Annotated in this window: 19 protein-coding genes; 13 read left to right on the top strand and 6 right to left on the bottom strand. The window is 68.4% G+C overall.

Translation table 11 applies throughout. The annotated features are described in order from the left end of the window. Positions 1 to 105 precede the first annotated feature (105 nt). The 5 genes from AC1DE3_RS11010 to trxA all read left to right on the top strand — a co-directional run bounded on the left by AC1DE3_RS11010 (position 106) and on the right by trxA (position 8,600). Complete coding sequence (locus AC1DE3_RS11010) at positions 106 to 810, top strand: nucleotidyltransferase family protein (protein WP_441510090.1); 705 nt, start codon at positions 106 to 108, stop codon at positions 808 to 810. Next, positions 803 to 3,910, top strand: coding sequence for a double-strand break repair protein AddB (addB, locus tag AC1DE3_RS11005; RefSeq protein WP_441509322.1), 3,108 nt, complete (start codon positions 803 to 805; stop codon positions 3,908 to 3,910). The genes AC1DE3_RS11010 and addB overlap by 8 nt, the downstream gene beginning before the upstream one ends. Continuing rightward, positions 3,907 to 7,389, top strand: a complete 3,483-nt coding sequence (gene addA / locus AC1DE3_RS11000) for a double-strand break repair helicase AddA (protein ID WP_441509321.1) — start codon at positions 3,907 to 3,909, stop codon at positions 7,387 to 7,389. The genes addB and addA overlap by 4 nt, the downstream gene beginning before the upstream one ends. Positions 7,390 to 7,505: 116 nt before the next feature. Next, positions 7,506 to 8,162, top strand: coding sequence for a DUF1345 domain-containing protein (locus tag AC1DE3_RS10995; protein WP_441509320.1), 657 nt, complete (start codon positions 7,506 to 7,508; stop codon positions 8,160 to 8,162). 117 nt (positions 8,163 to 8,279) lie between these two features. Next, positions 8,280 to 8,600: a thioredoxin gene (trxA, locus tag AC1DE3_RS10990; RefSeq protein ID WP_038366779.1), complete on the top strand. Its 321-nt coding sequence runs from the start codon at positions 8,280 to 8,282 to the stop codon at positions 8,598 to 8,600. 91 nt (positions 8,601 to 8,691) lie between these two features. Here trxA and AC1DE3_RS10985 read toward each other — a convergent pair whose 3' ends face one another. Next, positions 8,692 to 9,084 (bottom strand): DoxX family protein, encoded by a 393-nt coding sequence (locus AC1DE3_RS10985; RefSeq protein ID WP_441509319.1) that lies wholly within the window; start codon positions 9,082 to 9,084, stop codon positions 8,692 to 8,694. 268 nt (positions 9,085 to 9,352) lie between these two features. On the opposite strand from AC1DE3_RS10985, the gene AC1DE3_RS10980 reads away from it, so the two are divergent. Continuing rightward, a complete protein-coding gene (locus AC1DE3_RS10980) occupies positions 9,353 to 11,503 on the top strand; it encodes a transglycosylase domain-containing protein (protein WP_441509318.1) in 2,151 nt (716 codons plus the stop codon). A 6-nt stretch (positions 11,504 to 11,509) separates the two neighbouring features. On the opposite strand, the gene AC1DE3_RS10975 is transcribed toward AC1DE3_RS10980, so the two are convergent. Genes AC1DE3_RS10975 through AC1DE3_RS10965 form a run of 3 tightly spaced genes read right to left on the bottom strand, consistent with a single transcriptional unit; the run spans position 11,510 to position 14,625 of the window. Continuing rightward, positions 11,510 to 12,706, bottom strand: coding sequence for a multidrug effflux MFS transporter (locus AC1DE3_RS10975; protein ID WP_441509317.1), 1,197 nt, complete (start codon positions 12,704 to 12,706; stop codon positions 11,510 to 11,512). A 57-nt stretch (positions 12,707 to 12,763) separates the two neighbouring features. After that, entirely contained in the window at positions 12,764 to 13,408 is a 645-nt protein-coding gene (locus tag AC1DE3_RS10970) for a glutathione S-transferase family protein (protein WP_441510089.1), read from the bottom strand. 29 nt (positions 13,409 to 13,437) lie between these two features. Continuing rightward, positions 13,438 to 14,625, bottom strand: coding sequence for a diaminopropionate ammonia-lyase (locus AC1DE3_RS10965; RefSeq protein ID WP_441509316.1), 1,188 nt, complete (start codon positions 14,623 to 14,625; stop codon positions 13,438 to 13,440). 100 nt (positions 14,626 to 14,725) lie between these two features. Here AC1DE3_RS10965 and AC1DE3_RS10960 point away from each other — a divergent pair, with 100 nt between their 5' ends. Both AC1DE3_RS10960 and AC1DE3_RS10955 read left to right on the top strand, forming a co-directional pair. Next, a complete protein-coding gene (locus AC1DE3_RS10960; protein WP_441509315.1) occupies positions 14,726 to 15,205 on the top strand; it encodes an Lrp/AsnC family transcriptional regulator in 480 nt (159 codons plus the stop codon). A 115-nt stretch (positions 15,206 to 15,320) separates the two neighbouring features. Beyond that, positions 15,321 to 17,111, top strand: coding sequence for a chloride channel protein (locus tag AC1DE3_RS10955; RefSeq protein WP_441510088.1), 1,791 nt, complete (start codon positions 15,321 to 15,323; stop codon positions 17,109 to 17,111). A gap of 9 nt (positions 17,112 to 17,120) precedes the next feature. Here AC1DE3_RS10955 and AC1DE3_RS10950 read toward each other — a convergent pair whose 3' ends face one another. Next, complete coding sequence (locus AC1DE3_RS10950; protein WP_441509314.1) at positions 17,121 to 17,636, bottom strand: hypothetical protein; 516 nt, start codon at positions 17,634 to 17,636, stop codon at positions 17,121 to 17,123. A gap of 114 nt (positions 17,637 to 17,750) precedes the next feature. Between AC1DE3_RS10950 and AC1DE3_RS10945 the strand changes: the two genes are divergently transcribed. The 5 genes from AC1DE3_RS10945 (at position 17,751) to AC1DE3_RS10925 (ending at position 22,976) form a co-directional block, all read left to right on the top strand. Continuing rightward, complete coding sequence (locus tag AC1DE3_RS10945; RefSeq protein WP_441509313.1) at positions 17,751 to 18,875, top strand: ABC transporter ATP-binding protein; 1,125 nt, start codon at positions 17,751 to 17,753, stop codon at positions 18,873 to 18,875. A gap of 15 nt (positions 18,876 to 18,890) precedes the next feature. Beyond that, positions 18,891 to 20,021 carry an ABC transporter substrate-binding protein gene (locus AC1DE3_RS10940; protein ID WP_441509312.1) on the top strand — a complete coding sequence of 377 codons (1,131 nt, stop codon included), beginning with the start codon at positions 18,891 to 18,893 and terminating at the stop codon, positions 20,019 to 20,021. A 184-nt stretch (positions 20,022 to 20,205) separates the two neighbouring features. Further along, a complete protein-coding gene (locus AC1DE3_RS10935) occupies positions 20,206 to 21,042 on the top strand; it encodes an ABC transporter permease (protein ID WP_441509311.1) in 837 nt (278 codons plus the stop codon). Beyond that, positions 21,039 to 21,854, top strand: a complete 816-nt coding sequence (locus AC1DE3_RS10930) for an ABC transporter permease (protein WP_441509310.1) — start codon at positions 21,039 to 21,041, stop codon at positions 21,852 to 21,854. The genes AC1DE3_RS10935 and AC1DE3_RS10930 overlap by 4 nt, the downstream gene beginning before the upstream one ends. Before the next feature lie 69 nt (positions 21,855 to 21,923). After that, positions 21,924 to 22,976: an aldo/keto reductase gene (locus AC1DE3_RS10925; RefSeq protein WP_441509309.1), complete on the top strand. Its 1,053-nt coding sequence runs from the start codon at positions 21,924 to 21,926 to the stop codon at positions 22,974 to 22,976. Positions 22,977 to 22,979: 3 nt separating this feature from the next. Here the strand turns inward: AC1DE3_RS10925 and AC1DE3_RS10920 are convergent, their stop codons facing one another. Next, positions 22,980 to 24,254, bottom strand: a complete 1,275-nt coding sequence (locus tag AC1DE3_RS10920) for a M20/M25/M40 family metallo-hydrolase (protein ID WP_441509308.1) — start codon at positions 24,252 to 24,254, stop codon at positions 22,980 to 22,982. Positions 24,255 to 24,257: the final 3 nt, after the last annotated feature.

Raw genomic sequence — 24,257 nt, 5'->3', positions numbered from 1 at the left:
GTGGATGGTCGGGACAAGCCCGACCATGACACGCTATGGATGGCCATCCGTCCGCTTCGGGAGATTCGCGTGACTTCAACCGCTTCGCTGCCGATCCGCCGGGCGATGGTGCTGGCGGCCGGGCTCGGGCAGCGCATGCGCCCCATCACCGACACGCTGCCGAAGCCGCTGGTGAAGGTCGGCGGCAAGACGATGCTGGACCATATGCTCGACCGGCTGGCGGATGCCGGCGTCGAGGAGGCCGTCGTCAACGTCCATCATCTCGCCGGGCAGGTCGAGGCGCATGTTGCCGGACGCACCACCCCGCGCATCGCCATCTCTGACGAGCGCACCGAGTTGCTCGAGACCGGCGGCGGCGTGAAGAAGGCGCTGCCGCTGCTCGGCGCCGCGCCGTTCTTCCACGTCAATTCCGATGCGCTCTGGCGCGAAAGCGGGCGGCCCGCCATGCAGGCGATGGCCGAAGCCTGGAACCCCGGGCAGATGGACATGCTGCTTTTGCTCGCCGAGCGCGAGACCAGCCTCGGCTTCGACGGCGCCGGTGATTTCTTCCTCGGAGAGGACGGCCGCCTGACCCGTCGCGGCGCGGCAGCGAGCGCACCCTGGGTCTATGCCGGCGTCGCCATCCTGAAGCCGGAGCTCTTCGCCGAGACGCCCGAGGGGCCGTTCTCGCTGAACCTGCTCTTCGACCGCGCCATCGCCAGCGGCCGCCTGTTCGGCGAGGTGCTGGAGGGGCGCTGGCTGCATGTCGGCACGCCCGAGGCGATCGCGCCGGCCGAGGCTGCCTTCGCCGCACAGCCGGTCGATGCCTGAGCTCAACCTGTTCAGCATACCCGCCGGCGCACCCTTCCTCGAGGTGCTTGCGGGGGCGATGCTGGATGGGCGGCTGGGGCCCGTCCATGACCCGGCCGATCCGGCCGCGATGGCACGGGCGACGCTTTACCTGCCGACCCGTCGCGCTGCCCGCGCCTTCACCGCGATCCTGGCCGAGAAGCTCGGCGGCAAGCCGCTGCTGCTGCCGCGCATCGTTCCGCTCGGCGATGTCGACGAAGCCGAGACGGCGCTGATCGGCTCCGGTGCCTGGACGGGCGAGCGTCTCGCTCCGGTCGAGCCGCTGCAGCGCCGCATGCTGCTGACCCGGCTCGTCGACGCCTGGGGTCGCACCGCCAACCGCAGCCATCTCAGGCTTGACCCTTCCGAGCCGTCGCTGGTGCCGGCCACGCTGGGGGAGGCCTATGGACTCGCCGGCGATCTCGCCGCCCTGCTCGACCAGATGCAGACCGAAGGCGTGCCGGTCGAGAAGCTCGCCGGCCTCGACGCCGCCCGTTTCGACAGGGTCTGGCAGCTCAATGCCAGCTTCCTCGCCATCCTCGGCGAGGCCTGGCCGCAGATCCTTGCTGATCAAGGCGCGATCGACCCGGCCGAGTTTCGCAATCGCATGCTGGCAGCCGAGCGCGAGCGCTTGCTCGCGGGCGGGGCGAGGGGGCCGATCATCGCCGCAGGCTCGACCGGCACCGTCCCGGCCACGGCGCGGCTGCTCTCGGCCATCGCTCGGCTTCCAAGCGGGGCGGTCATCCTGCCCGGCCTGGATCTCGGGCTGGACGAGCGCGCCTGGAACGCCATCGCCAAGGAACCCGCCCCGTCGCATCCGCAGGCGGCGCTGCATCAGCTGATGGAGACGCTTCGAGCCGAGCGCGCCGATGTCCGCGAACTTGCTGTGCCCGACGCGGCACGCCATGCACGGGGGGAGCTGCTGCGCGAGGCGATGCTGCCGGCCTCGGTGACGGAACTCTGGGCCAGCCTCGGCCAGCGCTTCGCGCCCGGCGAGGCGGAAGCAGGCTTCGCCGGACTGCGTATCGTCGAGACGGCCGACGAGCGCGAGGAGGCGCTCGCTGTCGCCATCGCACTGCGCGAGACGCTGGAGCGGCCGCAGGCGCGGGCCGCGCTGGTCACGCCGGATCGCGGCCTTGCCGAGCGCGTCGCCGTCGAACTCGCGCGCTGGGGCGTCGAGGTCGATGATTCCGCCGGCCAGCCGCTCGGCCGATGGCCGGCCGGGTCGCTGCTGCGGCTGATCCTTGAAGCGGCCTTGGGACATATGACGCCGGCCTCGCTCGTCCCGCTCTTTGGTCATCCGCTCTGCCGGCTGGGCTTGGGCCGGGAAGCCCTGACGCGGGGCGCCGCGGCGCTGGAGATCGGCTGCTGGCGCGGCAATGCCGTCGGCCGGGGGCTGGCGGGCCTGCATGTCGCGCTCGCTCAGTGGAACGAGCTGCGCGAGGCCGGACACGTTCCCGGCCCGCGTAAACGATTGACGGGGGAGGATGCAGCCGCTGCGGCGAGCGTGCTCCATGCGCTGGAAGCAGCCTGCGCGCCGCTGCTCGAAGCGCTTTTCCTCGGCGAGCCCTCGCTTGCCGTTGTCGCCGTAGCCGCACGGGCGGCCGTCACCGCTGTCAGCGCGACGGAGGCCGGCACGCCGCTCGCTTTCGTCGGCCCTGACGGCGAGGCGCTGGCCGGGCTGTTCGACGAACTCGACGGGGCGAAGGAAGTCATGCCGCCCGGCGGACGGCCGCAGGATTTCGTCGCGATTCTCGACGGCCTGCTCGCCGAGCGAGCGGTCAAGCGGGCGACACCGGGCCATCCGCGCGTGGCGATCTGGGGACTGCTCGAAGCACGCCTGCTCGAAGCCGATCATGTCGTGCTCGGCGGCTTGAACGAGACGGTCTGGCCGCCGCAGACCACGACCGATTCCTTCATCAACCGGCCGATGCGCGCCGAGCTCGGCTTGTCGCCGCCGGAGCGCCGCATCGGCCAGACCGCGCATGATTTCGTTCAGGCGCTGATGGCGCGCGAGATCACGCTGACGCGGCCGCGCAAGGTCGGCGAGGCCGAGACCATCGCCTCGCGCTTCTGGCAGCGCTTGCAGGCGGTGACGCCGAAGGAGGCATGGAGCAGGGCGCGCACGGACGGGGACCGTCTGCGCGGACTCGCTGCGCTCTTGAGCGCCCCCGCAGCCGCGAAGCCGGTCGCGCGGCCGGCGCCGCGCCCGCCGCGCGCATTGCAGCCGCTCTCGCTCAGCGTCACCGAGGTCGAGACGCTCTATCGCGACCCCTACCAGATCCACGCCCGCAAGATCCTGAAGCTCGATGCGCTCGACGCGCTGATCGAGGATCCGACCGCGCAGGATCGTGGCCGGCTGCTGCACGATATCGTCGAGAGCTTCACCGCGACCTATCCCGAGCAACTGCCGGCGGACGCGTTGGGACAGTTTATCGCCATCGGCGACAGGCTGTTCCGCGACTTCGACGACGTGCCGGAGGTACGCGCTTTCTGGTGGCCGCGCTTCCTGCTGACGGCCGGGCATTACATCCGCTGGGAGGAGCGCCGGCGGCCCGTTATCGCTCGCATCGGCGTCGAGCTGTTCACCGGGGCGAGTTTCAAGCTGGCCGACGGCAGCGAATTCCGGCTCAGCGGCCGCGCCGACCGCATCGAGCTGACGCGTGAGCCGGCGCTGCGCATCGTCGATTTCAAGACCGGTGCGCCGCCGAGCAAGGCGCAGGTCGAAAAAGGATTCGCACCGCAATTGACCTTGGAAGCCGAGCTCGCGGCGCGCTCCGGCTTCAAGGGGCTCGCGGGGCCGACGCCGGTCGAGGCTGTCATCTACATGAAGCTCCACCACGACCCGAAGGGCTGGGCCAAGGACAAGCCGCTCGATTTCGACGGCGAGCCGCTGGCCGATGTCGCGGCGCGCCATCTCGAGAACCTGCTCAAGCACGTCGATGCCTTGCGCTCCGGCCGCGAGGCCTATGTCTCCCGCCGCGCGCCGGACTACATCCGCTACGCCAGCCCCTATGATCACCTGGCCCGGGTCAAGGAATGGTCGGCTGCGCCCGGCGGCGACGAAGGAGGCGAGGCGTGAAGCCGGGCTGGATCGTCCCGCCGCTGACCAACCAGCGCCAATCGCTGGCCGCCGATCCCGGCCTCTCGGCCTGGGTCTCGGCCAATGCGGGCTCCGGCAAGACCCATGTGCTGGTCAACCGCGTCCTCAGGCTCCTGCTCGACGGTGTGCAGCCGAGCCGCATGCTCTGCATCACCTATACCAAGGCGGCCGCCGCCAACATGGCGAACCGCATCTTCAAGGCGCTCGGCACCTGGGCGACGCTGGATGAGGCCGTCCTTGCGAGAGAGCTGACCAATCTGACCGGTCGTGTTCCCGCTGCGGCGGAGCGCGCCAAGGCGCGCCGTCTCTTCGCCGAGGCGCTGGAGACGCCGGGCGGGCTGCGCATCGAGACGATCCACGCCTTCTGCACCCGCGTGCTGCAGGCCGCGCCCTTCGAGGCCAATGTGCCGCCGCGCTTCGAGGTGGCGGATGATCTCGCCCAGGCCGAGATGCTGCGCGAGGCGCGGCGCGAATTGCTGGCCTTGGTCGCCGCGAATCCGGGCGGAGCGGAGGCCCGCGCGCTCGATCTGCTGGCGCAGCTCGCGGCGCAGGATTCCTTCGAGACGATGGTGCAGGAGGCTTTGCGCCAACGCGCGCTGTTCAGTGACGAGAACGGCCGTGCCCGCGACCCTGCTGTGATGAAAGCAGGCATCGCCGCCTTCCTCGGCATCGACGCGGATCTCGATGCCGACACGGTGAAGCGCCAGTTCCGCGCCGAGTTTGCCGCCTTGCCGGGTTTGCAAGCGCTGATCGAGGCGTTGCAGGCCGGCAGCGCGACGCGTCAGAACCTCGCCGCGAACCTGCGCGCCCTGCTTGCCGGGCAGGACGACGGCGACCCCATTGCCTTCTGTAGGCGCGGTTTCATCACCGAGGCCGGCACGATCAATGCGAACATCCGCGGCAAGGGCAAATCCGAATTCGACGGCGCCGTGCTGGCGACGCTGGAGGCTCTCGCCGCCTGCCTGCTGACGGCGGCGGACGCGGTCAACGCTATCGCGATCCGCGACCGCAGCGCGGCGCTCGCTTTGCTGGTCACGCGCATGCTTGCCTCCTACCAGCGCCAGAAGAGCCTGCGCTCGCTGCTCGATTATGACGACCTGATCGCCCGGACGCGCTCGCTGCTTGAGCGGGTCGAGGCGGCCTGGGTGCTCTACAAGCTCGATGCCGGCATCGACCACATCCTGCTCGACGAGGCGCAGGACACCGGCGAGGCGCAATGGGCGATCCTGCGCAAGCTCGCCGAGGAATTCACCGGCGGCGGCGACCTCAGGCCGAAGCCGCGTACGATCTTCGTGGTCGGCGACGAGAAGCAGTCGATCTATGGTTTCCAGGGTGCCGCGCCCGCCGCCTTCAGCGAGGAGCGCCGTGCGCTCGGCCGGCGCGTCGCGGAGGCGGAACTCGCCTTCGAGGCGATCAGCCTCAACACCTCCTTCCGCTCGGCACCGGATATCATGCAAGCGGTGGATGCGGTCTTCGCCTTGCCCGACCATGCGCGCGGTCTCGTCTTCGACGGCGCCGCACGGCCGGAGATGCACGACACGGTGCGCCGCAGCGCGCCCGGAACGGTCGATATCTGGCCTGTAGCTGCCAACGACACCGGCGAGCCGCCGGACGCCTGGACCACGCCGGTCGATGCGCCGGAGCGGCGCGGCGGCACGGTAAAGCTCGCCGAACGCATCGCACGGACCTTGCAGCGCTGGCATCGCGACCGCCGCGACGACCGCGGCAACCCCTTCGCCGCCGGCGACGTGATGATCCTGCTGCGCCAGCGCGGCGCTCTCTTCGAGGCGATCGTCAAGGCGCTGAAGGATGCCGGCGTGCCCGTCACCGGCCGTGACCGGCTGACGTTGGCCGAGCATCCGGCGGTGGAGGATCTCGTCGTGCTCGGCCGGGCGCTGTTGCTGCCGGACGACGACCTGACGCTCGCCACCGCTTTGAAGACGCCGCTGATCGACCTGAACGACGACGATCTGCTGCGGCTCGCGCCCGGCCGCACGGGTTCGCTCCGAGCTGCCCTGCAGGAAGCTGCGGCGAGCGAGCCGCGTTATGCCGCTGCCGAAGCCAAGCTCGCCGGCTGGGCGCGCGAGGCCGGCCGTTCCGGCCCTTTCCGCTTCTTCGCCGGGCTGCTCGGCCCCGGCGGCGGGCGCAATCTCGCTCTGGCCCGGCTCGGCGCTGAAGCGGGCGATGCGCTCGATGCCTTCCTCAACGCCGCGCTCGACCATGAGCGGCGCTACGGCCCCTCGCTCGCCGGCTTCCTCCAGCACGTCACCGGCAGCGCCGCCGACGTGAAGCGCGACCTCTCGGCCAGTGCCGGCGAGGTCCGTGTCATGACCGTCCATGGCTCGAAGGGACTCGAGGCGAAGATCGTGATCCTCGCCGATCTCGGCGTCGAGCCCGGCGCCAAGCGCCTGCCGAAGATCCTCGCCGTGCCGGCGCTGCGCACGGGCCTCGTCCCGATCTGGCCACCGGCGAGCGCCGAGGACACGCAGGCGACCGCCGCGGCCAAGGCCATCGTCGTCGCGCAGATGGTCGAGGAGCATCACCGCCTGCTCTATGTCGCCATGACTCGCGCCGAGGATCGCCTGATCGTCTGCGGCGCGCAGCCCAAGGGCGAGGCGCCGGCCGGAAGCTGGTACGCGATGATTGCGGAAGGGCTCGCCCAGTCGGAGGCGGGCTTGCGCCAGATCGGCGAGGGCGAGGAGGCGGTCTTGCGCTTCTCCGTCACGCCGCCTGTTTCGATGGGCGAGGAGATCGAAGCTCCTGGAGGCGAGCCGACCCTGGCGCCGCCCATCTGGCTGACGAAGCCGGTTGCGCGCGAGGCCGAGCCCGCGCCGCCGTTGAAGCCGTCGAGCGCCCTCTCGGCAGCCGATGGCGAGGAGCGGCCGGGCGACGGCCCGTTCCTCGCGGAGGCGGCTGCCGCCGGCCGGCTGGCGCATCTCCTGCTCCAGCTCCTGCCTGATGCGCCGGTCGAGCGTCGCGCCGGGGCGGCCGAGGCGCTGGCGCAGGCGCGCGGCGGCGCGCTGCCCCCGGAACGGCGAGCCCGCATCGTCGCCCAGGCGCTTGCTCTGCTGGATGAGCCCGCCCTTGCCGCACTCTTCGCCGAAGGGGCGCTGGCCGAGGTGCCCGTTGCCGGCGCCATCCGCTTGCCGGACGGTGCGGTGCGCGCGGTATCGGGCCGGATCGACCGCCTGGCCGTCACGGCCGACAGCGTCGTCATCGCCGATTTCAAGACGACGGCCCGGCCGCCGGAGCGAGCCGATGCGATTTCGGCCGGGACGCTGGCGCAGCTCGCGGCCTATGCCGCGCTGATGCGGGAGATCTATCCGGGTCGGACAATCCGGGCGCTGGTCGTCTACACCGCGAATCTCGCCCATTTCGAGCTTGCTGCCGCGCAACTCGACGCGGCGCTTCTCGCCTTGGCCGGTACGGCGGCGAACGATAGCGTCGGCCTCTCCTAGAGCACTCCCGCGCTTCTCCGAAACGCGGAAGTGCTCTATCTCTTTGTTTTATCGCATTTTCTTCACGCGAATCGGTGTCCGCTTCGCTCGAAAATGCTCTAGGGATCGTCCCGGCCATGAAGCTCCTGCCATCCTTGCTGCTGCGTCCGCGGCTTCTGGCGGCCCTGGGTGCCGGCGTGGGGTTGGCGGCGCTGCTACCCGGCGACTGGCGGTGGGCAACGCGCTTCCTGGTGGCCTGGGATGCCGGCGCGATCTTCTATCTCGGCCTGCTTGGCTCGACGATGTTCACCGAGTCGGTCGACGAGATCAGGGCGCGGGCCGAGCGGCAGGACGAGGGCGCCTTCGCCATCCTCATCATCGCCTGCCTGGCGGCGAGCGCCAGCCTGGTCGCCATCGTGGTTCAGCTCAGCGGCATCGGGGCGGTTCCGGCCGGCGAGCGCGGCTCCCATCTCGCACTGGGCGGTGTCACGATCCTGTGTTCATGGACGCTGCTGCACGCCTTCTTCACGCTGCACTACGCCGGCATCTACTATCGCGGTGGCAAGGCCAAGCCCTGCCTCGATTTTCCGGGCAAGACCGATCCGAACTACGTCGATTTCCTGTATTTCTCCTACACGATCGGCTGCACCTCGCAGACCTCGGACATCGGCGTGACGACGCGGCAGGCGCGCGCCGTCGTGCTGCTGCATTCTGTCCTCGCCTTCGTCTTCAACACCTCGATCCTGGCCATGGCGATCAATGTCGGCGCGAGCCTGGTCTCGGGCGGCTCGTGACGCGCCGGCCTCGCCTCAGCCCTGCGATGCACGCGCCTTGACCGGAGGGGCGGGCGTTCATAGCTTCGCTGGCGAAGGGTGGCACTGCCGCCCGTTGAAACCGAAAGGCGGCCAGTCATGGCAACGAGCAAGGTAACCGATCAGAGCTTCGAGGCCGATGTCCTGAAGTCGTCCGAGCCGGTTGTGGTGGATTTCTGGGCGGAATGGTGCGGCCCTTGCCGCATGATCGGCCCGGCGCTCGAGGAGATCGCGACCGAGCTCAACGGCAAGGTCAAGATCGTCAAGATGAACGTCGATGAGAATCAGCAGATCCCGGCGCAGTTCGGCATTCGCTCGATCCCGACGCTGATGCTGTTCAAGGACGGCAAGCTCGCCTCGCAGAAGGTCGGCGCCGCGCCGAAGAGCGATCTGTCGCGCTGGATTTCGGCCGCAGTCTGAGCCCTCGCGAATTCCTTATGAAGAAGGCCCGCTTTCGGTTGAAAGCGGGCCTTTTCGATTCGTCGAGCCGGAGGCCTTTGAATTCTGGTTCTCAGGCGCGGCTTTGCTTGTCGACCGCGAAGGCGCCCGAGCCGGCGAAGACGAAGTAGAGGAAGACGAAGCAGTAGAGGATCGCGGCGTCGCCGCCGTTGAGAGCCGGGTAGAGGCTCTTCGGCGCATGCGCCATCCAGTAGGCGAAGGCCATCTGGCCCGAGAGCACGAAGGCGACGATCCGGGTCTGGAAACCGACGAGCATCAAAAGGCCGCCGACCAGTTCGAGCGTGCCCGCGAACCACATGAGCGTAAAGGCCGAGGGCAGCGCGCCACTGGCCGGTGGGGCCGGGAAGCCGAAGAGCTTCTGCGTGCCGTGCAGGATGAAGATCAGTGCGGTGACGATACGCAGCAGGCCGAGTACATGCGGCGCATAGCGATTGAGCGAGTTCATCTGTGTCCTCTGTCGGAGAAAACGAAACGAAAGACGATAGGTTCCTGCGCGTTTCCCGCCCGGCTTGTAGGCAGGGCTTCAGATTTTGCGCAATATCCCGTTCGATGACGATTTCGTTTGCGCATTTGCAAGTTTGATCACGTTCTCGCGACGGCTGTGTCCTCCTTGCCGCGCCGCACCCTTAACCGTCCCTTAAAAGCGCCATGTTTGAATCCTGTGTGACCTGACCGCATTTGCGAAGGCGGCGTGTCGGCCGAAACGGGGCAGGATGAACGACCGGACCAAACGGGGCGAGCGGCGCGAGCCGTCCTTCGACGACGAGAGCGGCGCGAGCCGCGACGATTTCGACATGCGCGTTTCTGACGACGATCGCCCGCTTCACCGCCACCGCGCTGCGCCGCGCCCGCAGCCGCGCAGCCAGCCCGTGCGCAACAAGCGCAGCGGCGGGGGAGGCGGCGGCAAGCGCCGCGGGCGCCGGCGGCGTTCGCTGCTCGGCGGGCTGTTCTACTGGACGATGGTGCTCGGCCTGTGGTGCGCCATCGGGCTCGGCGGGTTCATCGCCTATCACGCTTCGCAGCTGCCGCCGATCGATCAGCTCACCGTCCCCAAGCGACCGCCGAACATCGCGATCCTCGCGGCCGACGGCTCGCTCCTCGCCAATCGCGGCGAGACCGGCGGGCGCACCGTCACGATCGGCGAAATTCCGCCTTATCTGCCGAGGGCCTTCGTCGCGATCGAAGACCGACGCTTCTACGAGCATTTCGGCATCGACCCGGTCGGCATCACCCGCGCCATCGTCACCAACCTGCGCGGCCGGAGCGGCATGCAGGGCGGCTCGACGCTGACGCAGCAGCTCGCCAAGAACCTGTTTCTGACGCAGGAGCGCACCGCCGCCCGCAAGATCCAGGAGGCGATCCTGGCGCTCTGGCTGGAGCGAACCTACACCAAGGATCAGATCCTCGAGCTCTACCTCAACCGGGTCTATTTCGGCTCGGGCGCCTATGGCGTCGAGGCAGCGGCACAGCGTTACTTCAACAAGTCGGCGCGCTCGGTGACGATCGCGGAGGCGGCGATGCTCGCCGGCCTCGTCCAGGCGCCCTCCCGCCTGGCGCCCAACCGCAACCCGGATGCTGCCGAGAAGCGCGCCCAGCTCGTCATCTCGGCGATGGCCGAGCAGGGCTTCATCTCGCAGGCGGCGGCCAAGACCGCGCTGACCACGCCGGCCGAGGTGCCCGAGCGCGTCGGCGCCGGTTCGGTCAACTATGCCGCCGACTACGTCATGGACGTGCTCGATGACTTCATCGGCGCGGTCGAGGGCGACGTGACCGTACTCACCACCCTCGATACCAAGCTGCAAGCCAGCGCCGAGACGACCCTGGTCGATGCGCTCTCCGCACAGGGTGCGAAGCTCAACGCCTCGCAGGGCGCGGTGGTGTCGCTCGCGCCTGATGGAGCGATCCGCGCGCTGATCGGCGGGCGGGACTACACCAAGAGCCAATTCAACCGGGCAACGGCGGCGCGGCGCCAGCCGGGCTCCTCCTTCAAGCCCTTCGTCTATCTGACCGCGATCGAGAAAGGCATGACGCCGGACACGATCCGTGACGACGCGCCGGTCTCGATCAAGGGCTGGGAGCCGGAGAACTATTCCCGCACCTTCCGCGGTCCGGTGACGCTGGCGACGGCCATGCAGCATTCGCTCAACACGGTCGCCGCCCGGCTGATCCAGGAGGTGACGCCCAAGGAAGTCGTCCGCACCGCCCAGCGCCTCGGCATCTCCTCGGCCCTGCAGCCGAACCTGTCGCTGGCGCTAGGAACCTCGGAGGTGACGCCGCTGGAGATGACCGCTGCCTACGCCACTTTCGCCAATGGCGGCCAGTCGGTGCTGCCCTATGTCATCCGCGAGGTGCGCCAGACCAATGGCAAGGTCGTCTATGCCCGCAAGGCCGCGGGTCTCGGCCAGGTCATCCAGCCGCAACAGCTCGCGATGATGGACACGATGTTCAACGGCGTGATGAACGGCGGCACCGGCAGCAAGTTCAACATCCCGGGTTGGCAGGTCGGCGGCAAGTCCGGCACGACGCAGGATTACGGCGACGCCTGGTTCATCGGCTTCACCGCCAAGCTCGTCACGGCCGTCTGGGTCGGCAACGACGACAATTCGAAGATGAAGCGCGTGACCGGCGCCGGCCTGCCCGGCGAGATCTGGGGCAAGTACATGAAGGCCGCCCATGCCGGCGCGCAGCCCATTCCGCTGCCCGGAGGCCTCTGGCAGGGCGCGCCGAAGACGATCTTCGGCGACGGCGCGCCGGTGGCCGATGCCGGCACTCCGGCGCCGGCCCAGCCGGCCAGCTCGGATCGCGCCTGGGTCAAACCGGCGCCGCAGGAGCGCAACTTCTTCGAGCGGCTCTTCGGCGGCTGATCCAGCCTAGGCCTTCGCCCCTCGGATGGAGCGCGTCGCCCGGAACAGCACGAGGGCGGCGACACCGAGCGTCGACATCACCAGCGGCAGCGGCAGCGCCGCGTTCTTGAGAAGATGGCCGACGAGCAGCCCGACGCAGGCCGAGAGCAGCATCTGGCACAGGCCGTTGAAGGACGAGGCGGCGCCGGCCCGGTCCGGGAAGGGCATCATCGCCGAGGCCTGGGCCTGCGGCATGGTGAGCCCGACGCCGCAGGCATAGAGCGCCATCGGCACGACGACGCCTGCCGCCCCGCCGAAACCGGTGAGCACGCCGACCAGCATTGCGAGACCGCCTCCGGCGAGGCAGGCGACGCCGATGGCGATGACGCCGTCCATGCCGCGCCGCCCGACCAGGCGCTGCGCGATGATCGTGCCGGTGATGTAGCCGAGCACGCCGAAGCCGAAGGAGAAGCCGTACGCGACCGGCGTCAGCCCATAGATGCCGATCAGCACGAAGGACGAGCCGGAGATGAAGGCGAAGAGGCCGGCATAGGCCAGGGCCGTCAGCGCGACATAGACGCGGAAGGCGCGGTTCTGCAGCAGGACGCCGAAGCCGCGGAAGATCGCTACGGCTGAGAGCGGCTGCGGCGAGCGCACGCGCAGCGTCTCCGGCATCACGGTCATGATGACGGCGGCGAGAGCAAGCCCGAAGGCGAGCGAGGCGAGGAAGGTCGAGCGCCAGCCGAAGGCGACCTGCAGCACGCCGCCGAGCACCGGCGCGACGGCTGGGACGAGGCCCATGATCATGCCCATGCGCGCGAGTTCCCGCCCGGCGCGCGGGCCGTCATAGAGATCGCGTACCATGGCGCGCCCGAGCACGATCGGGCCGGAGGCACCGAGCGCTTGCAGAGCCCGCGCAAATGTCAGCGCCCCGATCGAAGGCGCGAGCGCGCAGACCAGCGTCGCCAGCGTGAAGAGGCTCAAGCCCGCGAGCAGGACAGGCTTGCGGCCGAGGCGGTCCGAGAGCGGCCCCCAGAAGATCTGCCCGGCGGCGAAGCCGAACAGGAAGGAGGAGAGCGTTGCCTGCGCGCCCGCCACATCCGTCTCCATCACCCGCGCGATCTCGGGCAGCGAAGGCAGGTAGAAATCGGTGGAGAGCGGGCCGAGCGCCGTCAGCATGGCGAGGACGGCGGTCATCGCCAGCGTATCGGGACGAAGCTTCATGAACGGCCTCCGGCGCAGCCGGATCCGGCTGCGCGCCCCTGCTACGACGCCAACGCGTTATCCGGCAATCGGGGTCGGCGCGGGGCCGTCCTGTGTCTCGCCGTGATAGGCCGTGGCACGCATCGAGGAACGCTCGGAGAATTCCTGGTACCAGCGCGCCAGCCGGGGGCGCCTGGCCCGGAAATCCGGCAGCGCACGGAATTCCAGCCAGGCCAGCGCCGTTGCCAGCCCGATCTGCCCGACATCGACGGGGCCGTCGAACGGCGCTTGCTGCTCCAGCAGGTCATAGGATTCGAGCAGCTTCGCAGTCTGTCCCTCCTGGAGTGGCGGGTAGCGCAGAGGCTCCGGCCGCCGCAGCGTTTCCCAGCGCAGCGCGATGCCTGCATCGCACAGCCCCTGCGCCACGGAATGCAGCCGCAGCGCCTGCCAGCGCTCGGCCCCAGTGGCGGGGATCAGCCTGCGCCCCGTGTGCAGCGCGTCGAGATAGTCGCAGATCACCAGCGAATCGAAGATCGCTCCGGCCTCGGGCGTGATCAGCACGGGCACCTTGCCGAGCGGATTGACCGCGAAGACGGCCGGATTGCGGTTGGTCGGGCTGGTTTCATGATCGATGATGACGAGACGATCGGCGATGCCGGCCTCATGCGCGAAGACGATCGTTTTGCGCGCATAGGGCGAATGGCTCTGCGAAAAGAGCGTCAGCCGCTCGGGCTGGACCTGCGCCGATGCGGTCATGCCGCAACCTCGGCCGGCTCGAGGCCGACCAGCTCGGCGTAGCGAACGGGGTCGGTCGCGCCCTCCGTGTTGACCAGGAAGACGCGCGAGGAGGCGTCGAGCTTGAGTGCCGCCCGCGTTTCAGGGTTGCGCAGCGCCGCGATCAACCCGGCGAGCCCGGCCGCTCCGCTTTCGCCAGCGACGATGGCGGGATCGCCCGCGACGGGGCGGGCGAGGCGGTTCATCGCCTCGACGGCATCGGAATCCTCCGCCGTCAGGAAGGCGTCGGCGGCGCGATAGAGCACGCGCAGAGCCAGCGGCGAGGGATCGTAGCATTCGAGCATCGCCATCACGGTCGGCGCGCCATGGGCGATTTTGACCGGCCGGCCCAGCCGTGCCGCTTCGAAGATGCAGGCCGCCCGCGACGGCTCGACCACGGTGAAGAACGGCCGCTCATCGCCGAAGCGCGTCTGCATCTGCGCGGCAAGCGCCGCCGCGATGCCGCCGACGCCGGCCTGCACGAAGATGTGGGTCGGCTGCGCTGGCATCTGCGCCAGCGCCTCGCATGCGATGGCGGTGTAGCCTTGCATGACCAGACCGGGAATGCGTTCATAGCCGTCCCAGGAGGTGTCGGAGACGATGGTCCAGCCCTGCGCGGTCGCGACACGCGCCGCCTCGACGACGGAATCGTCATAGGTGCCGGAAACCCGCACCATCTGCGCGCCGAAGCGGGCGATCGCCGCGACGCGTTCGTCGCTGACGCCGCCATGGACGAAAATCACCGCCTTGGCGCCGAGCAGCTCGGCGCCCTGCGCCACCGAGCGGCCGTGATTGCCGTCGGTCGCGCAGGCGAAGGTCATTCCGGCGGCCACGGTGCGGACAGCGGGGTCGTTCATGTCGGCATCGCTCAGGGGGCGGCCGAGCTTTTCGGAAGCGGCCTCCAGAGCCAGCCGGATCACCGCATAGGCACCGCCCAGCGCCTTGAAGCTGCCGAGGCCGAGGCGCTGCCCCTCATCCTTGATGAAGAGCGCGCCGATCCCGAGCGCAGCAGCGAGGCCGGGCAGGCTGTGCAGCGGCGTCGGGGCATGGTTCCGGCGTTGGGCGAGATGCGCCTCGATCGCATCAGCACCCGAAGGACCGAGCGTCTCGACATCCTCGGGATGGAGAGCGGAGCGGTAGTCGGGATGGTGGTTGAGCAGGAACATGGCGACCTCGGTGCGTGCTCATGAATGGATATTGCAAGCGCGGCGAAATAGGCGCTGGATTTCCGCCAAGCCGATGCAAGTTTCTTTCTCAGGACGCGCCATGCCCGAGCCTGCCGCTCACGATCTCGACGCCTTCGACCGCGCCATCCTCGCCATCCTCCAGCAGGACAACACCACGCCGCAGCGTGTGATCGGCGAGCGCGTCAATCTCTCGGCCCCGGCCGTGCAGCGCCGCATCCGCCGGATGGAGGCGAGCGGCGTCATCCGCGCCAATGTCGCGGTGGTCGATCCGGCGGCGCTCGGCCATCCGATCACGCTCTTCGTCGAGGTCGAGCTGGTCAGCGAGACGGCTGTCGATATCGACGCGGCCAAGACGGCCTTCCTCGCGGCACCCGAAGTGCAGCAATGCTACTACGTCACCGGCGAGGTCGATTTCATGCTGGTGGTGCTGGTGCCGAGCATGGCGGCCTATGAGGCGCTGACGCGTCGGCTCTTCTTCGCCAATTCCAATATCCGCAAGTTCCGCAGCTTCGTCGCCATGGACCGGGTGAAGACGGGGCTCGCCGTGCCGGTCTCGTAGCGGCCCCGCGGCAGGCGCAGGCGCGGCATCGCCTGCGCGTCTTGTTCTGGCCGCGACGATATGCGACCGCGGGAGGATGTGACGAACGAGCCTGACGGGCCTTGCCTTGATCACTGTGAAAGCCACCCCAGCAACCGCCGGAGCGGGCGATGCGCCGCAGGGCTGGCGCGCGCTCATCCGTTCGAGCGAGATCGGCGTCGTTGTGCTGGCGTCGGTGGTCGGCGTCTTCGCTGGGCTGATCGTGCTGGCGATGTCCTTCGCGACCCAGCTGCTGCACGAGCTGATCTTCGGTCTCGCGCATAGCCAGCGCCTGTCGCTCAGCACGACGATCCCCGCCTGGCGGGCGCTCGTCGGCCCCATCCTCGGCGGTCTCGCCATCGGCGTGGCATCCTGGCTGTTCTTCCGCCGACGCAAGCAGCCCGTCGACCCGATAGAGGCCAATGCGCTGCATGGCGGGCGCATGTCGCTGCGCGACAGCGTTTTCGTCGCGCTGCAGACCATCGGCTCCAGCGGCGCGGGCGCCTCGGTCGGCCTGGAAGCCGGTTATACCCAGGCCGCGAGCGGGCTCGCCTCCCATATCGGCCGCCGCCTGCGCCTGCGCCGGGCGGATATGCGCCTGATGGTGGGCTGCGCCGCCGGCGGCGCCATCGGGGCTGCCTTCGATGCGCCGCTGACCGGCGCCTTCTATGCCTTCGAACTCATCCTCGGCAGCTACGCGATCGCGGCCTTCGTGCCGGTTATGGCGGCGACCTTCATGGCGACCGTGACCCACAGCCTGCTCGCGCCCTCGCTGCTCGCGGTCGAAGTGCCGCCGATCGGGCCGATCATCATCTCCGATCTGCCGCTCGTCGTCCTGCTGGGCGCGGCGTGCGGGCTCGCCGGCATCGTCGTCATGCGCGCCGCCGCCTTCGTCGAGGCCGGGTTCCGGCGTTCGCGGATCCCGACATGGCTGAGGCCGGCCTTCGGCGGCCTCCTCGTCGGTGCGCTGGCGATCTGGAGCCCCTCGGTGTTCTCGGCCGGCCATGGCGCCATCAATCTCTATCTCGGAGCGGACCGGGACCTGGCGCTCTTTGCCCTGGTGCTCGTCGCCAAGGCGCTGGCTTCCTCCATATCGATCGGCTCGGGCTTCCGCGGCGGCCTGTTCTTCGCCTCGCTGCTCCTCGGTGTGCTGACCGGGCGCCTCTTCATCGGCGTGCTGACGCTCGCCTTCCCGAACCTCGCCGGTCACGAGACCCTTTTTGCCCTCGTCGGCATGAGCTCGCTTGCGGTCTCGGTCGTCGGCGGGCCGATGACCATGGCGCTGCTCGCGCTCGAGATGACAGGCGATCTCAAGCTGACGCTCGCCGTCGTCGGCGCAGCCGGCGCGGCCTCGCTCGTCACGCGCCGCCTGTTCGGCTTCTCCTTCGCGACCTGGCGTTTCCATCTGCGCGGCGAGAGCATCCGCGGCGCCCATGATGTCGGCTGGATGCGGGACCTCACCGCCGGCAACATGATGCGTATCGAGGTGCCGAAGATCGCAGCCGACGCCACCATCGCCGAAGCCCGGCTGAAATACCCGCCGGGTTCCACCAATTATCTCGTCGCGATCGGCCCCGGCGAGGCCTATGCCGGCATGGTGCCGCCGGGCGCGCTCTACGAGCCGGACGCGGCGCTGGACGAGGAGGCGGAGGCCGAGCCGGCGCCGCGCACCGTGCGCCATCTCCTGCGCAATCCCGACCGCATGCTGCTGGCCGACATGTCGGTGCGCGACACGCTGAAGCTCTTCGACGAGTCGGAGAGCGAGGCGCTGCCGGTCGTCGCCGATCGCGACAGCCGTCGCCTCGTCGGCATCCTCAGCGAGGCGCATGCGATCAAGCGCTATAGCGACGAGGTCAGCCGCCGCAATCGCGAGCTGACCGGCGAGTAGCGGCCTGGCTCAGGCCGCGCGCAGGGCGACGCTCGCGACCACCCGCCACTCCGCGATCGGGATCTCCTGTCCCGACGTCACGATGCCGATCCGGTCGAAATGGATCGCCCGGCCGGCGAGACGTGCATGCACTTCCGCGATCGCAGCTGCCTTGGCCGCCGCTTCGACAGGTCCATAGAGCAGCGAAACATGCGGCATGAAGCTGTCGAGGCCTTCCGGATCGAGCGCGCGCTTAAGCTGCGCAAGCGGCTGCGAGATTGCGAAACGGGCATAGAACGAACGGAAGAAGGCTTCGCTCCCTTCGACCAGCGCGACGGGTTCCGAGAAGGCCGCGACCGTTTCCGCAGCAGCTGCGATCGCTCGCTCCAGCGCAGCGGTCGGCATCGCCGTGTCACCTTGCAGTGTCAGATGTGGCGCGAAGACGGGGGTGCCGAAACGCCCTGCCAGATCGCCGACGAGACCGCTCAGCATCGCCTCGTCGGAGGGAGACGCCATGAGCCAGAGAGAATGTATCTGCGCTGTCATCCAAGTTTCACAAAGCTCTTGCACATAGTGCGCCCCATACGTAATGTTTATTTCAATCACTCCAGTGAATGGAAGAAAAATTCCATTCACTGGACACAAAAACGAAGGCGGGGAGTGGGCACCTTGCAGCCGGAAACGCAAGCCAGAGCGGGTAGTGGCGCGGCCATCGGCGTGCGCGCGCTCAAGGTCTCCTATAGCGGCACGCGCGTGCTGCACGGCATCGATCTGGACTTCGCACCGGGTAGCTTCACGGCGCTGCTCGGCTCCTCCGGCTGCGGCAAGACGACCCTTCTGCGTTCCCTCTCGGGTTTCGTGCCGGTCGACTCCGGCTCGATCGTCGTCGGCGGCAAGGATGTCGCCGGATTGCCGCCGGAGAAGCGCGGCATGGCAATGGTGTTCCAGTCCTATGCGCTCTGGCCGCATATGACAGTGCTGCAGAACATCGGCTACGGCCTCAAGCTGCGGGGCAAGTCCAAGGCCGAGATCACGGCCAAGGTTGGGCAGATGCTGAGCTTTCTCGGGCTTGCCGGCTATGAGGATCGCAAGGTCACGGCGCTCTCCGGCGGCCAGCGCCAGCGTGTCGCGCTCGGCCGCGCGCTCGCCATCGACCCCGGCATCCTGCTGCTCGACGAACCGCTCTCGAACCTCGATGCCAAGATCCGCATGACGATGCGCCACGAGATCCGCGCCATCCAGCAGCGGCTCGGTCTCACCGCCGTCCATGTCACCCATGATCGCGAGGAGGCCATGACCATGGCCGACCGGCTCGTCATCATGCAGGCCGGGCGCGCCGCGCAGGTCGGGACGCCGGAAGAGGTATATGATCGTCCGGCCAGCGCCTTCGTCGCCAATTTCATGGGTGCGGAGAACGTGCTGCCGCTGCGCATCGAGCGCGGCGAGGGACGGGCTTCCGTCGCTGCCGGCGAAGCCCGCGCGACCCTTGCGGGCGAAGTCGCCGCCGGGCTGCCGGCCGGTGAGACGCTCGCCTATTTCCGCGATGATGTCGCGAGCCTCGGCGCGCTCGATGCGACGGCTGCCGATGGCGATCTCGTCGTCCCCGGCACGATCGCCGCGCGCGCCTATCCCGGTGGCATCTACCGCTACAAGGTCGAAGCCGCCGGCCGCCAGATCACGGTCGACGACGCCGACCGTCACGAACTCGGAACGAAGGTTGGACTGCGCATCCCGCTGCAGCGCCTTCACATCTTCCCGGCGACCGAGGCCGGGATCGCCGCCTGACAGGGAGTCAGACACATGCGCATTATCACGCTTGCCTGCTCGCTCGCTGCGCTGATGGTGGCTTCGCCGCTATCCGCGCAGACCCTCAACGTCGCCTCCGCGGGCGACCAGAACATGGTCGACTACGTCAAGGACTATCTCGGGCCGATGTTCGAGAAGACCCATCCGGGCGTGAAGGTCGTCTCGGTCGGCACCGGCCCCGGCGATTCCGGCTCGCAGAAGATCTATGAGAAGCTCGATGCCCAGAAGGGCGCCGCCGCGACCGATTTCGACGTGCTCGTCATCCATCAGAAGGCCGCCGGCCAGATGGTCAAGGAAGGGCTGCTGAACAAGTACACGGCCAATGTCGACACCTCGAAGCTGGTCTCCAGCGAGACGGCCAAGAACTCGCTCGGCTCGGATGTCTCCGGCTACGTCATGCCGATGTTCCAGTCGCAGACGGCGCTCGCCTACAACGCCGACATGCTGAAGAACCCGCCCGCCAACTTCGCGGAGCTGAAGGAGTGGGTGAAGAAGAACCCGAAGCAGTTCGGCTACAACGGCATCAAGGGCGGCATGTCCGGCGTCGCCTTCGTCGCCGGCTGGGTCTACGCCTTCGGCGGCGACGCCAACAAGCTGATCCAGGGCCCCTATGACGCGGCCGAGAAGGCCAAGTGGGACGCGGCCTTCAGCGAGCTCAAGGACTTCAACAAGAACGCCGTGATCACCCCCGGCAATGCCGGCACGCTCGACATGCTCAATCGCGGCGAGATCGCGATGGGCCCGGTCTGGGTCGACATGTTCTATTCCTGGCAGGCCGACGGCAAGCTGCCGCCGAGCATGAAGCTGAAGCTCGCCTCGCCCGGCATGCCCGGCCAGCCGATGTACTATGCGGTGCCTGAGAAGTCGGCGCAGAAGAAGCTGGCGGAAGAGTTCATCGCGCTCGCCACCAGCCCGCAGGTCCAGGCTGACGGCATCGTCAAGAAGTTCAACTGGTATCCGGGCATCGACGCCAAGAACCTCGAAGGCAAGCTCGACAAGGCCGCCTGGGACAAGCTCTTCACCGACATCACTCCGACGGACCTGTCGCAGAACGCCAAGCCCTTCCCGATCGCGCCCTACTTCAACGACATCCTCGAGGGCTACGAGAAGAAGGTCGCGAACTGAGGTTCGTTCTCTCGAAGGGCCGTCATTCGCGGAGTGCCTCCGCCGTCATCCTCGGGCTCGACCCGAGGATCTCATGACCAGCTCGCTCTGGTTGCCGAGATGGTCGGGTCAAGCCCGACCATGACGGCCTCTCCGGCCCGGCCATGACGGCCTTTCTCCTTTTCGCGCATAGCCGGCAGGTTCGATGTCTCTTTCCCAACGCCAGCTCGCCCTGCTGCTGATCGCGCCCGGGCTCGCGCTCGTCGCGGCGCTGTTCCTCTATCCGCTCTGCTTTTCGCTGATCTCGGCCTTCACCGGCCCGGACGGCGGCTTCTCGCTGCAGGCCTTCGCCAAGGCCTATGAGCTTTATTCCGGCGACATCCTCTTCACCGTCGTCATCGTGCTCTCCTCCTGCCTGCTGACGGGGCTTGCCGCCATCATCATCGCCGGCACGCTGACGCTGGGCGAGAACCGCTACATCGTCGGCACGCTCAAGGCGCTCTATCGCTGGCCGCTGTTCATCCCCTTCATCGTCGCGGCGCAGTGCATGCGCACCTTCCTCGCCAAGAACGGGCTGATGAACAATTCCTTCGTCGCCATGGGGCTGATGGAGCCGCTGCAGGCCGTGAGCTTCCTCGACTGGCGCGGCATCATCGCTACCTTCGTCTGGAAGCAGACGCCCTTCGTCGCGCTGCTGCTGGCCGGCGCGCTCGCCGCGCTCGACCGCGCCACGCTTGAGGCCGGCCGCAATCTCGGCGCTTCGCGCATGCGCGTCCTCGTCGAACTCGCGCTGCCGCAGGTGATGCCGCAGCTCCTCGTCGCGCTCGTCCTCTCCTTCGTGACGATGCTCTCGGTGCTCTCGGTGCCGATGATGGTGGCGGGCTCGCAGCCGACGATGCTGACCGTCGACATGGCCTTCCGCATCAATGCCTATGGCGACTACGCCACGGCCAATGCGCTCGGCGTCATCACCTATCTGATCTCGGCCGGCGCGGCGATCATCTACCTCAAGCGCGGCATGGCAAAGGAGGGCACGCCATGATCCGCGTCGCCTCCGGCCTGCGCATGGTCCTCGCCGCCTTCGCGCTCGCGGCCTTCGCCTTCTTCCTGATCGGGCCGCTGGTCAATCTGGCGCTGTGGTCGGTCGCCGAGCGCTGGTACACGCCCTATAAGCTGCCGGTCGTCTATGGCACGCGCTATTGGGAGCAGGTCTTCCGCCCGACCGGCGATGCCATGGCCTCGCTCGCCACCTCGGTCTGGATCGCGGTGCTCACGGTGATCGTCGCGCTCGTGCTCTCGATCCCGGCCGGCTACGCTCTGGCCCGGCTGAAGCTGCCGGCGCGCGCTCTCTTCATGGTCGTGTTCCTGCTGCCGCAGGCCTTCCCCTCGGTCGCGATCTACATCAACGTCGCGCGCATCTTCTACCAGCTCGGCATCAACGGCACCGTCTTCGCCGTCGTGCTCGTCCATGCCGCGCACGGCCTGGTCTATTCGGTCTGGATCGCGGCCGCGGCCTTCGCGGCGGTCGATCGCGACCTCGAGCTGGCGGCCCGCAACATCGGCGCCCCACCGCTCAAGACCTTCTTCTCCGTGACGCTGCCGCTCGCTGCCCCCGGCATCATCGCCAGCGGCATCTTCGTCTTCCTGGAATCGCTCGACGAGTTCACCGGGACCTTCTTCGTCGGCGTGCCGCAGGTCACCACGCTGCCGCTGCTGCTCTACAATGCGGCGATGGGCGGCAACTATCAGGTCGCCTCGATCACGGCGCTGATCCTGCTGGTGCCTTCGGTGCTGTTCATGCTGTTCATCGAGCGCTTCCTGCGCGCCGATGTGCTCGCCAAGGTCGGGGCCTGAGGGGGGAGGGCTTGCGCGGCCCCGGGCGATCCGCAAATCTCCCGCTCCCTCCTGCCTTGCGGATCCGCGATGACGACCGGCGTTGAACTCCCCCCATCCGGGCCAATCCCGGATTCCGTTCCGCGCGGGCGGCCGATCGCCGGGCTCCAGCCCAGCCTGATCGGCTTCGGTGGCGCGCCGCTCGGCGATCTCTACGGCCATCTCGACGAGGTGACGGCGCAGGACACGGTTCGCGCCGCCTTGGCCGCCGGCATCAACCTCGTCGACACCTCGCCGCTCTATGGCCATGGCCTCTCCGAGCATCGCATCGGCGCGGCGCTCCGCAGCGTGCCGCGCGAGAGTGTCATCGTCTCGACCAAGGTCGGCCGCTGGATGCAGGCCGGCCAGCCGAAGCGCGACGGCTCGGGCTATGCCGGCGGCCTGCCGCACCCGGCGGTGATCGACTATTCATATGATGGCGCCATGCGTTCCTTCGAGCAGTCCCTGCTCAGGCTCGGCACCGACCATATCGACATCCTGCTGATCCACGACGTCGATGTCTGGACCCATGGCGACAGGATGGAGCAGCGCTTCATTGAAGCCATGGACGGCGCCTATCGCGCGCTGGAGAAGCTGCGCGCATCCGGCGCGGTCAAGGCGATCGGCGTCGGCGTCAACGAGGCCGAGATGTGCGCGCGCTTCGCACGTTCAGGCGATTTCGACGTGATGATGCTGGCCGGTCGCTATTCGCTGCTGGAGCAGGGAGCGCTGACGGAATTCCTGCCGCTCGCGCTGGAGAAGAAGATCGCGGTGATGCTGGCCGGTGTCTTCAACTCCGGCATCCTCGCCACCGGCGCCAAGCCCGGTGCGTTCTACAACTATAAGCCGGCGCCGCCGGAGGTGCTGGCCCGCGTCGCCAGGATCGAGGCGGTCTGCGCCGCCCACGGTGTCGCCCTGCCGCAGGCGGCGCTCGCCTTCTGCGCCGCGCATCCAGCGGTCGCGACGATCGTGCTCGGCGCCGTCACCCCGCAGGAGGTCACGCGCAACCTGGACCTCGTCGCGCGGCCGGTGCCGGCCGCGCTCTGGCGTGATCTCAAGTCCGAGGGTTTGCTCGCCGCCGAGGCGCCGGTCCCCGAGGGCTGAGCCCTACTTGGCCACCGGGCCGGGCGCGCCGAGATAGTCGACCGCGCAGGCGACGTGCAGCTTCATCACCGCGATCGCCTCGTCGATGGTGACGTACTCCTCGTCGGTGCCCATGCTGATCGGGGAGGGGCCGCAGATCAGCGCCGGGACGCCGCGCCAGCGCCAGTAGCGCGTGTCGGTGCCCCCCAAGCTCGACACCGGCGGGGCGTCATGGCCGAGCAACTCGCGGATGTTGCCACGCAGGATGTTGGCCATCTCGCTGAAGGGATCGGTCAGGCTCGCCGGGTAGCTGTGGTCCTCGTTGACGACCATTTCGCAATCGGCGTCGCGGGCGAGCGCTTCGAGGTCGGCCCGGATCGCGTCGCGGTCGGAGCCGATCGGGATGCGCATGTCGAGATGAGCGATGCAATGCGTCGGGATCTGCGTCGCCTTCTGCCCACCCTGCAGGATGCCGACATTGACGGTGATGCGCCGGGCGACATCGCCTGCACCCTTGCCGAGATTGAGGTCGGCGGCGGCAATCGTCTCGGGCGAGGTCAGAACCGCATCGATCTCCAGCGGCAGCGTCGCCAGCTTGAGGTGGTAGCGGTCGTAGATCACGGTCACGAGCCGGCTGACATCCGCGATCGGGTTGCGCGCCCGGTGGGCATAGCCGCCATGGCCGCCGATGCTCTTGGCCGAGAGCGAGAAGCGCAGCGTGCCTTTCTCGGTGAAGCGCAGATTGGCGAGGCCGCTGGGCTCGCCATTGAGGCAGCAATCGGCGGCCATCTCGTCGGCGAATTCGTCGAACAGATATTTGGTGCCGTAGCGCCCGCCCGACTGCTCGTCCGAGACCACGGTCAGGGACAGCGCGCCGCTCAGCTTCTCGCGATGGGGATAGAGCTGGCAATAGGCGAGGATCGAGGCGAGCGTCCCGGTCTTCATGTCGGAAGCGCCGCGGCCCATGATCTTGCCGTCGACGATCTCGGCCTCCCACAGCTTCTCGTTGGTGACCGGGAAGATGTCCATATGGCCGTTGAGGATGAGATGGCGGCCGGGATTGCCGCCCTCCCAACGGCCGATGATGTTCGGCATCTCCGTCACGAAGGCCTCGGTGCGATGCGGCACACCGGCTTGGTCGAGCAGCTCGCGCACGAAAGCGGCAGCCTCGCGCGTATCGCCCGGCGGGTTGACGCTCTTGATGCGCAGGAAGCGGCGCAACAATTCGACGATCTCGTCGCGGCGATCGTCAATCGCCTGAAGCAGCTCTGCCTTCAGGGCGGCGGTATTCGTGGGCATGAT

Source organism: Allobosea sp. 10L417, from assembly GCF_056395485.1.
This window is presented reverse-complemented; position numbering and strand designations above follow the sequence as displayed.